Here is a 9,754-nt window from a genome sequence, read left to right as displayed (position 1 = left end):
CCCAGGGGGTCCTGAACATCAGCAGCGGATCAAATGGCGGTCGCCCGCCTTTGCTTCCGTCGGAATACGCCAGTGCCTTCTCGAGATCAGGGCGAAACACTTCAAAATCCACAGTCCGGGAAAACGCTTCGAGCTGATCGTCAAGCACGCTCAACCGGGCAATCCGCTCTTCAACGTCAAAAAATCCCGCCTGCTTCATCTTCCATTCCCTCAATCAATGCAGGAGAAATGGAATCACAAAGGCAGCCTCAAAACCAGAGGGTTTTTCGAACCCTCCAAATTATAACAATACAAACAATATTATATTGTTTGTATTGTAGTATCTATATTATCTCTCGCGAACATTTTTAGCTCGTCAAGGAAAATGCGAACACTCCTCTTTACATAGGACTTTGACGGCAAGACAGCATATAAAGATATAATTTCTCCGTTATAATTGGGAAGTATTCTTACGAGCTTTCCTGTCTGTAAGCTTTCCGATAAATCCCAATATAATTTATATGCAATTCCATTACCGGATAGTGCCCATCTATGTATAATCTCTGCACTCGTACTGCTAAATTTCGGCTCGACCTTAATGATAAATGATTCTTCATCGTTTTCCATCAACCACTGATTAATAGCTTCCATGGTTTTATAACGTCTCAAACATAAACACGTATGCTGCTGAAGCTCTTGTGGAGACTTGGGCTCGCCATGTATTCTAATATATTCGGGAGAAGCACACGGCACACGAATGGTCGACGCAATTTTCGTGACGATTGCGCTTGAAGACTCTGGAAGTCCTATACGGATAATTATATCTAGATAATCATCAAAATTGTATGAGCCTTCAGTCGCCACCGCAAGATTAACATTAATGTTCGGATATTTTTTCACAAACTCCTCAACAAATGGCGCAATTTTATTTGACCCAAGCTCTAATGGCGCACCTATACTTAAAAATCCCTCAATTTTCTTATCAGATGAAGAAATTCTATAATCAAGATCATCAATATCTGATAATATTAACGATCCCTTTTCATAGTAGTCATGCCCATAATCATTTAAATGAAAATGCCTAGTATTTCTTTCTATAAGTTTTATTCCAAGTCTTTTTTCTATTTTACTTAATCTCCTCGAAACAGAAGGTGGTGTTACACCAAATCTCAGTGCCGCATTTGTAATGCCTCCCGCGTCTACCAGGTCGACAAAAAATCTTAAATCGCTAATTTCTTCGAGACTCATCTTCAGTATTCCACAACAACCGAAATTTAGATATTAGAAGGTTATAGACATTCTACCACCCAGAGTATTACCGGAATTGTAACCGATATACAAACCATCTGTATTTAAAACATTAGCATGCGTGAAATTAAACATAAAGCGAGCATAATTCAAAAAATACCAATTAACTCCTAATGTAACGGTAGAAGCATTTGAACTACCCAAGCTCCGGGATACACTCGCACGATCATATCGAAGAGCAACTTCCCACGCTCCAACTCCGCCTTGTGTTACTGGATGAAGAACTCTTGGGGCGGCCCAAACACCTGAATGCGCAAAGTAATTCGGCGTTTCACCTGTCAAAAAAACGCCGCCCTGAACACTAAGAGCCTCTTCGGAACCAGATTTTCCGGCCCAAAGAGCATAATTTGGATACGATGAATACGTGCGCCTAAGTGATAACTTTCTTAAGCCAAACTCGAATAATCCCCAAAAAGATTTCCAAATACCAAAAAGCTCAACGCCACCAGATAAAGAATGAGAAAGAGGAGCTGTTGGACCAACCTGAAAATTAAATGCGTTATCCGTATAATTTAATAAATTCACGTTTTGGGTATAATTTTGTGTCGGTTTTGAATCTTCGTAGAAACCCCAAAACCCTAAATGAATTAACGATACCTTATCTTTGAAAGGTATATAGTGAGTACGCAGAAGATACGTTAAATCATCTCTTACATTGTTAGTATTATTTGTGGAATTGACTTGATCACCAGATATTTGCGTCGCGATATGCCAGGTTTTTCCATATATCTTATATGCACCACCTAAGCCGTACCAACCCATCATGGGCACTAACAGATTGGCAACAATATCTCTATTAAGAAATACGGTATCACTCGAACCCGTAGAACCATCAAAACCTCGTTCAGAAAATTTATTTCCGATTGTGTATTCTGATAATAACCCGGCTGTTTTGTCAGTCCAGGTTGCAAATGCACTCATGAGTTGCAATGTATTGCTAGAAAAATCTCCTTCCAATACCCACGATAAATTACGTGCCCTACCTTGAACACCTAATCTAGCCGCGCGAAGTATCGTTCTTGAAATATTTTGCTGGGGAAAGCGGCTCGAAAACGACGCACCATAATCTGTCAATATTCTACCACGAACTCTAAAGCTATAATTACCATCAGGCGTCGAGAACGATGGTAAACCTTTTCCCCATTTTAATATTAATCCATCGAATTCAGTAGTTCTATTTGGTATTTCTGATGATACACCCAAAATAGGTCCAGAATTTGACGGCATATTTGAGACAGCTTCAAATGTTCCTGGAGGAGATGCAACCAATGGGAAACTTATATAATTATTATTGATTTCTCGACGTGGAATTTTAACAGAACCAGAATTATTCTGCCTATAATATGGGATATCTAATATTGAATGATCATTAGAATCACGTCTTATTTTCTGCCTTTGGTAGGAATGCCCCTGAAGCTCAATGATTTCTTTTTCTAAATATCTAATTCTTTGATCTTGTTTTTTTAATTCATTGACCAATTCAGAGATTCCTGAATTGGTCTGTGCAAACGATAAGGGTGTTGAGATCAAAAACGACAAAAATGAAAAAATGAGAGATGATTTTTTCATAATAATAAGTGCCAATTTATTAATTTATTTACGATGTAAGAGCTATAAGGGCTCCCATCGTGAATATGGACACGACTGTAGAAAAGAATACGGTTGATGCGGCCTCTCTCTCACCTTTTTTTATTTGATTCGACAAAATCACAATCACTGAAGCTGAAGGCATGGCAAAAGTTAATACTGCTTCCCTTAAGTAAAAAGGTGAAAGATGTGCAGCAATAGCTAGACCCCATGCTACCATAGGTGCTGCGATATTTCTGAAAAATACTGATGTAATGACCATCTTGTTGATCATTGGTTTCATAAGGAAAAGTAAAATACCAGCTGCGAACATCGCAGCTCCGCCAGTTGTCTTTCCAAGCATAACGAAAGAAATATCAAGTAATTTTGGGATCGGAACACCTGATAAAACCCAAATAAATGCGCAGAGTGGCGCTAAAACGACGGGTTGTTTTAGCGCATTTTTCAGATGAGAAACCCAGTTTTCGCCACTCCCCATAGTTTCCTTATTGTCAGTAGATAGTAAAAAAAATACTACAGGAATAAGAACTACATTTATTGTTAGACTCGCTAAAGAAACGGCTAGCGCACTTTTCCCACCGAAAAGAAACCCCAAAACAGCAGATCCCACAAATGGGACCGACGGATTCCCGATAGCCAAAGCCTGAAGTGTCGCAAGCGACACTGATCGCTTAAAAACAAAACGAGAAATCCAATAGGTTATAAAAAAGCTGCCAATCATCCAGAAAATAATAATTGCTGCAAAACTACCCGAATGTAGAATTTGCATACGATCAATTTTAGAAATTCCAACAAATAAATCCATTGGAAGTGCAAATTTAAGTACCATCCGATTTATCGCAGTTGCTTGATCGCGATCAAACATCCCCATAGAAGCACCGAGGTATCCGAGCATCATCGATACTACAATCGGGAAAATAGCTCCGCAAATAATCTCTAACATACAACTTCTCCATTCAAGAAATAACGCTCGAAATTAACAAGAAATAACATCACGGATAAAAGGTCGGCACTTCCACCTGGACTGATATTGCGCGAGACAAATATAGTATTCATATTCGAAACTTCTGTTTCGAAATCTCTAAAACCTTTTTCCCGCAAAGTATTTAAAGCTTTTCTGGCGAAAAACTTAGAGAAGTTCAATCCATCTATTCCGGATCGTGAAATAACATTTGTGTCATTATTATTCGATATCAAAGAAATAAGAGCTATTAACTCAGATTCAACTACGGAGTATCCATCGCGCAAGGCATCGCGATAAGCTGGAAGTGCATAACGTTGAACGGTTAAGAAGCCAGATTCTGCTTCAGCTCGTGCACCACCGAAGCCGTATTGACGATAAATAAGCTGTCCCGCGGTAGGGGGGACGCATCTTGCATTTCCAGATGTTAAATCATTGTGCAATAGCCCGTCGCAGATCTGGCTTACTTCAATGCAGACGTTTTTTATAGTACATTCCTGATCGTTAGAAATTAATCTTCCTGATGCACCACATAAAAGACCAAGGGCGAAAATCCCACCTTTATGGGTATTGACTCCGTTAGTCGCGGAAAACATTGCATTTTCACATTTCACGCCGACTTTACGCAAATCATTAAGCGTGTCTTTCGAAGAAATCGACGCACACCCGGATTCATAAAATAATGAAAAAAAAGGACTTATTGCATCTATGCTCTCTAAAAACAGAGCATGATCCATATCTGAATGGGCACCGTTATCAATACGATCGACCAGCCCTGGCTTAGGCGAAAGATTAATTTCTTTAAGCAAAGCACTCCGTGCTATTTGGGATATCCTCTGTGACGGAATCATTTTTTTTTCTCCTTTTCGAAGAGAAAAAAGATCTGCTTCATCTCTCTATGAAGATCCTCTACGGAGTGTTTTTTACTTCTCGCACAATTCATTGCAATATCGGAACATAAGAGGCATCTACGCGCTGGGAAATCAAAATTTGCTCTAGAAAGAGAAAATTGATCCGGTGTGATAACATCAAGATCCCACAACCTGCCGAGAGGATGCGTGTCCTCTAATAGCATAGTCATCTTCTTGATCTCAATTTGAGACAAAGTCGATACCACAAAAATCGCCTCCGGACCCGAAGAGCTTATACTTGCTTCTTCCAGCAAAACACGTGCGCCTGAACCTTTAACAGCAGAACAAATATTCTTACGCGCTTCAGAAAATATATTCATTATTAGAGGGGAGCATTTTTCACCGCCTGGAGAAACAACCGTTACCGAAATAATCGGGCGTTCGAAGCGCCTCAGAATAAATAACTGCCTGCGAGCGCGCTCTTCGCGCGCCCGCAGGATAGAATAAAAAATCTCAGGACCTTCTGTCATTTCATCAGGTCTCCGCGCTGTCGTCTTACGACGCAACCTGACGAACGATATCCATCACACTTCCATCGCGATAGCGGACTACAGCAACTACTTTATCTGTGTACTGAATAGGATCCGGTTTTCCGGCGAGGAGAATAGCTTTTTTCTGAAGCTCCTCAATAGTTGTAACAGGAAGTCTCGCATCTACGAGGCGTTTTTTGAGATCTACATTATTCGGATTAACAGCGATCCCATGATCCGTCACCACTACGTCGACAGTTTTCCCTGGTGTGACCACCGTATTCACACACTCAACAATACAAGGCATTCTTGCTCGAAGAAGAGGCGTTACAATAACCGTCAAATTTGCTGCTGCAGCAACGTCACAATGTCCGCCAGAAGCCCCACGTAGTACACCATCTGAACCAGTTAGTACGTTAACATTAAAATCAGTGTCTACTTCAAGCGCACTTAGCAAAACCGTATCTATACGATCGACGTATGCACCCTTTGACGAAGGATTTGCATATTCATTCGCAGAGATTTCGGTGTGAGCTGGGTTATCTCTTAATGACTGAGCTGCGTCGACGTCAAAGGACTGTACATCAGCAATCGCTTCAATCATGCCTTTTTTTAACAAATCAACGATAGAGCCCGTTACACCGCCAAGCGCAAAACTGGCTTTAATATTCTTTTCAACCATCTTCTCTCCCAAGAAGATGGTAGTTGCAGTTGCAGCACCACCGGACCCTGTTTGAAGAGAAAATCCTGATTTAAAATAGCCTGAATTCTCAATTACAGATGCCGCAATTCGTGCCAACAACAGATCTCGGGGGTTTTTTGTAAGCCGAGCTGCGCCAACACTGATGAGGGATGGGTCTCCCACTTCATCAACCTGCACAACCGCATCTACCTGATCTTGAGAGAGGCTTGCTGGATAATTCGGAAAGTCCACAATATCTTGCGTTAAGACCACAACATAGCGTGCATATGCAGCATCAACCTTTGCATACCCCAGCGAGCCACAACTTAGCTCACCATGACTTCCATTCGCATTCCCAAACTCATCTGATGATGAGACGCCCAGAAAAGCCACATCAATTGATATTTCACCTGTTTGAATAAGATGAACACGACCACCATGAGAATGAATCTGAACGGGTGTGTTCATTATCCCTTTAGAAATAGCATCTCCCAACTCACCACGCAGGCCTGACGTAAAGATTTTCGCAATCACGCCCGATTTAATAAATTCAAGAAGTCCATCGTGACAATTCAACAACGAACTGGGGGCAATGGTGAGATCTTTAAAGCCCATTTCAGCAAGTTTTTTTACGACCTGCAAAACTACTTTATCACCTTCGCGAAAGGCATGATGGAAAGAAATCGTACCGCCGTTCTTTAGGCCTGAAGACTTTATAACGTCCTCAAGAGACGATTTTAACTTACGTTTCTGTTTTGTCGCGATGTCTTCCAGCTGCGGGGAATTAGCGAAAACTCCTTTAAAAGCTGGGATATTATTTTTTGCCGCATAATCTTCGGCTGCTTTTTTATTGTAAGCCATTTCTGTCCGCCTCAAGAATGTTCAGCTAGGAGAAGTACACGCTGCGCTTCATGCACAACGGGCGGATCAATCATTTTTCCATCCAGTGAAATGACCCCAAGACCTTTTTGTTCTGCATCTTCAGCTGCCGCGACAACTTTTCTAGCGTGGTCGACATCTTTCTGGGCCGGAGCATATGCTTTGTGTAAGAGCTCGATTTGACGAGGATGAATCAGCGATTTTCCGTTATATCCAAGATTTTTTGCAATCTCGACTTCGCGTAAAAATCCCTCTTCATCATTGACGTTTCCATAAGCAACATCGAATGCGTCAATTTTTGCTGCTCGGGCAGCATGCAGTACTGCAGCTCGTGCGTAAAATAACTCAGGCTCACTGCCTGAGCTCCGAGACGTCTGCATGTCAACCAAGTAATCGAAACCCGCCAAAGCAATTGCCACCATACGCGGTGTCGCTTTTGCAATGGCGACTGAGTTTACGACGCCACAAGCAGATTCAATAGCTGCCATAATTTTTGTATCGCCGATTGTGCGTCCACAATCTTTTTCAATTTTTTCGATACGTTGCTCGAGCTCTTTGACCTCTTCTACAGTTTCTGTTTTAGGCAAGCGAACAATCTGTACACCTGCTCTTACAGCCATATCAAGATCGTCTTCCCAAAACGGCGTTTCAACCCCGTTAATGCGAACAACAGTTTCAATATCGCCATACAAATTTTCTTTTAGGGTATTAAATACCAGAAAACGTGCACTATCTTTTTCTGTCAAACTCACTGAGTCTTCCAGATCAAACATCACTGAATCAGGTTTATAAATATATGAATTAGACAACATTCCAGCGTTAGCTCCTGGAATGAACATCATACTACGACGAAGTCTCATGACAGATCTCCAAATTTTACGTTTTTTTCGTCAGAAGCTCGGTAAGCAGCGGCTTCAACACGCGCTTTGATTACACAGTCCAACGCACCCTGATCTCTCACGTCAACTACTGCTGACACAACACCGCATTTTTCAAGTGTATCTTTGACTGTTTTTCTGATCGAAGAGCCGAATTGTTTTTCAACTTTGCTCTGTACAATCAATTTTATCTCTTGAGAATCATGGGGATTAATTACCACCATGACATCACTAGACTCTAGCGTTCCTGCGATACCACGTTTTTTAATTTTCATGACACGACTTCCTTTCTTTTTTGTTCACAAAGAGTTTGTTGAGATACGAGTATGTTGACTTCGGAACCAAATCCACAATTTCTCTATATCTATGTTCTTGAATTAGTCTTCTTACACGAGAAGCCGATACAGCTGTATCTTGAAACTTTACTCTTTCTATTTCTTTTAATTCGATTTTCTTATCTGAATAAGAACAATCTTTTAAGAATTTATTCAAAACAACATTGTACATAGCTGTTGTTTTGTCTGTTGGCTCTGTCCCAACATACCTAACATTTATATTTAATGATGGCGCGATATATTTTCGAAACATTAAGGCATCTATTGCAGATGCTTGCTCCGTGATTTCTTCGTCTTTCTTAAGAAAATATTGAGGAAATGTTGCGTGAGAAATAATATAATCAGATCCCTCATGAACAACAACGTTTCTTAAATCGGAAACTCCCTCTCTCACGAGAGTGAGGCGAGTTTCATACGAAAAAAAGGAGACATCTTCTCGCACTAGAAAAACATGTACCCAATCACACTCTTTAGATGCCTGCTCTACCAAATATCGATGACCATTCGTAAAGGGATTAGCATTCATTACTATGCTTCCTATACGGTCTCCTGCCCTTAATGCTGACTTCAAAGAATCTAGATAATAATCCAATTGCCGAGGATTATAATCCATAAACGAAACTACGTCTGGAATTTCAACTAAGGGTTTAAATCCCCATCCATCGAAAATTCGGGAGTTTATATATTTTGTGAATAGAAAAAGATCATCATAGCCTTTAGATAACCCTTCTTTCACGATTTCTGTACCAAGACGCACACTCAGACCAGAGCCACGCATTTTCTTGTCGACACAAACACACTTAACAACATTCTTGTCCAATCCAGCACAAGCAACAATATGCTCATCGTCCGGAAATGCGCCAACAATAAAGGTTGTAACTTGATTATCGATACGCAGATCTCCAGCAGCCAAAAAATCGACAATATCCTTTCTCTTTCTTTCAAGATCAGATCCTGAAACAATAGAAATCGATATATCATCTAAGTTTTGATACATCTCGATAACTAATTCTAATGAGCGCGAACGAATTTAATAATGCTACGCGACATTTGATCCTTTGCCCAATTAGGCATTTTTCGCCACGGCGTCACAACCTGAGCAGTATCACCCTCAATCGTCACAGTACGGCGTTGTTCTGTTCCTACCCACTCAGGTGCCCAAGCCGTTTGTACCGTCGTTACCCATTGATTGCCTTCAATGCGATAGCGACCAATATAGGCAACCAAAGTTTGCATCAAACGAGAGCGCTCCGCATCAGTATGCGCCGGCTCCCGGCCGGTGCCCTCAAGATTAAAGGCAATCCAACCATCAGTTGTAAAAATTACTCGTCCACGAGGATGGTCTCCCATGGCGTCTATAAATTCACCCGTGGCCTGCAATTCTACTTGGTAAGAAACAAGTTGCCACGTCCCAATGATTTGCTCCGCAAGCCCCATTGACGGTGTTTCCTTCACATGAAGTGAGTTTTTCATTCCTACCTCGTGACATTTACTTCTCTTCTCTCATTCAACTTAATACGTATTCCTGTGCGTTCTAGATCTAATTGACGCAAATAACTATTACGCATGACGTAATTAATTTTCATTTTAATAACCGGGTGTCTTTCTGCAAATTTATGATGCACCCCATAAAGCCCAAGCACTGCTGCGACTAATTCATCCCTGAACAGAGTTGACCTAGTTTTTTAGACTAAGGGCTACGCTGACCCGGCCTGAGAGCCCTTTTGGAAATTCACGGAAGAGTGTTTCGCGCGTGGCGTGGGG

10 protein-coding genes and 1 pseudogene are annotated in these 9,754 nt (G+C 41.2%); all 11 read right to left on the bottom strand.

Annotated features, from left to right (window positions below; genetic code table 11):
* Nucleotides 1-199, bottom strand: a pseudogene (locus GAL01_RS14880) (IS5/IS1182 family transposase); the annotation flags it as partial.
* 101 nt (nucleotides 200-300) lie between these two features.
* Complete coding sequence (locus GAL01_RS14875) at nucleotides 301-1,227, bottom strand: LysR family transcriptional regulator (RefSeq protein ID WP_082790598.1); 927 nt, start codon at nucleotides 1,225-1,227, stop codon at nucleotides 301-303.
* Between the two features lie 33 nt (nucleotides 1,228-1,260).
* Complete coding sequence (locus GAL01_RS14870; protein ID WP_082790597.1) at nucleotides 1,261-2,856, bottom strand: OprO/OprP family phosphate-selective porin; 1,596 nt, start codon at nucleotides 2,854-2,856, stop codon at nucleotides 1,261-1,263.
* A gap of 28 nt (nucleotides 2,857-2,884) precedes the next feature.
* Nucleotides 2,885-3,817 (bottom strand): AEC family transporter, encoded by a 933-nt coding sequence (locus GAL01_RS14865; protein WP_082790596.1) that lies wholly within the window; start codon nucleotides 3,815-3,817, stop codon nucleotides 2,885-2,887.
* A complete protein-coding gene (citG, locus tag GAL01_RS14860) occupies nucleotides 3,811-4,686 on the bottom strand; it encodes a triphosphoribosyl-dephospho-CoA synthase CitG (protein ID WP_082790595.1) in 876 nt (291 codons plus the stop codon). The genes GAL01_RS14865 and citG overlap by 7 nt, the downstream gene beginning before the upstream one ends.
* Complete coding sequence (gene citX / locus GAL01_RS14855; protein ID WP_082790594.1) at nucleotides 4,683-5,216, bottom strand: citrate lyase holo-[acyl-carrier protein] synthase; 534 nt, start codon at nucleotides 5,214-5,216, stop codon at nucleotides 4,683-4,685. Before citX ends, citG begins: the two co-directional genes overlap by 4 nt.
* 25 nt (nucleotides 5,217-5,241) lie before the next feature.
* Nucleotides 5,242-6,759, bottom strand: a complete 1,518-nt coding sequence (citF, locus tag GAL01_RS14850; RefSeq protein ID WP_082790593.1) for a citrate lyase subunit alpha — start codon at nucleotides 6,757-6,759, stop codon at nucleotides 5,242-5,244.
* A gap of 11 nt (nucleotides 6,760-6,770) precedes the next feature.
* On the bottom strand, nucleotides 6,771-7,637 hold the full coding sequence (locus tag GAL01_RS14845; protein WP_062027271.1) for an aldolase/citrate lyase family protein: 867 nt from the start codon (nucleotides 7,635-7,637) through the stop codon (nucleotides 6,771-6,773).
* Nucleotides 7,634-7,930, bottom strand: coding sequence for a citrate lyase acyl carrier protein (gene citD / locus GAL01_RS14840; protein WP_082790592.1), 297 nt, complete (start codon nucleotides 7,928-7,930; stop codon nucleotides 7,634-7,636). Before citD ends, GAL01_RS14845 begins: the two co-directional genes overlap by 4 nt.
* Nucleotides 7,920-8,987 carry a [citrate (pro-3S)-lyase] ligase gene (gene citC, locus GAL01_RS14835; RefSeq protein WP_082790591.1) on the bottom strand — a complete coding sequence of 356 codons (1,068 nt, stop codon included), beginning with the start codon at nucleotides 8,985-8,987 and terminating at the stop codon, nucleotides 7,920-7,922. The genes citD and citC overlap by 11 nt, the downstream gene beginning before the upstream one ends.
* Before the next feature lie 14 nt (nucleotides 8,988-9,001).
* Nucleotides 9,002-9,463, bottom strand: coding sequence for a lipocalin-like domain-containing protein (locus GAL01_RS14830; RefSeq protein WP_062027266.1), 462 nt, complete (start codon nucleotides 9,461-9,463; stop codon nucleotides 9,002-9,004).
* Nucleotides 9,464-9,754 lie beyond the last annotated feature (291 nt).

The sequence above is a fragment of the Gluconobacter albidus genome (genome assembly GCF_002723915.1).
Classification (GTDB): Bacteria; Pseudomonadota; Alphaproteobacteria; order Acetobacterales; family Acetobacteraceae; genus Gluconobacter; species Gluconobacter albidus.
This window is presented reverse-complemented; position numbering and strand designations above follow the sequence as displayed.

What these genes read in the sequence shown, in the direction of transcription:
- GAL01_RS14875 (WP_082790598.1), bottom strand. Translation starts at nt 1,227, where the DNA reads ATGAGTCTCGAAGAAATTAGCGATTTAAGATTTTTTGTCGACCTGGTA.
- GAL01_RS14870 (WP_082790597.1), bottom strand. Translation starts at nt 2,856, where the DNA reads ATGAAAAAATCATCTCTCATTTTTTCATTTTTGTCGTTTTTGATCTCA.
- GAL01_RS14865 (WP_082790596.1), bottom strand. Translation starts at nt 3,817, where the DNA reads ATGTTAGAGATTATTTGCGGAGCTATTTTCCCGATTGTAGTATCGATG.
- citG (WP_082790595.1), bottom strand. Translation starts at nt 4,686, where the DNA reads ATGATTCCGTCACAGAGGATATCCCAAATAGCACGGAGTGCTTTGCTT.
- citX (WP_082790594.1), bottom strand. Translation starts at nt 5,216, where the DNA reads ATGACAGAAGGTCCTGAGATTTTTTATTCTATCCTGCGGGCGCGCGAA.
- citF (WP_082790593.1), bottom strand. Translation starts at nt 6,759, where the DNA reads ATGGCTTACAATAAAAAAGCAGCCGAAGATTATGCGGCAAAAAATAAT.
- GAL01_RS14845 (WP_062027271.1), bottom strand. Translation starts at nt 7,637, where the DNA reads ATGAGACTTCGTCGTAGTATGATGTTCATTCCAGGAGCTAACGCTGGA.
- citD (WP_082790592.1), bottom strand. Translation starts at nt 7,930, where the DNA reads ATGAAAATTAAAAAACGTGGTATCGCAGGAACGCTAGAGTCTAGTGAT.
- citC (WP_082790591.1), bottom strand. Translation starts at nt 8,987, where the DNA reads ATGTATCAAAACTTAGATGATATATCGATTTCTATTGTTTCAGGATCT.
- GAL01_RS14830 (WP_062027266.1), bottom strand. Translation starts at nt 9,463, where the DNA reads ATGAAAAACTCACTTCATGTGAAGGAAACACCGTCAATGGGGCTTGCG.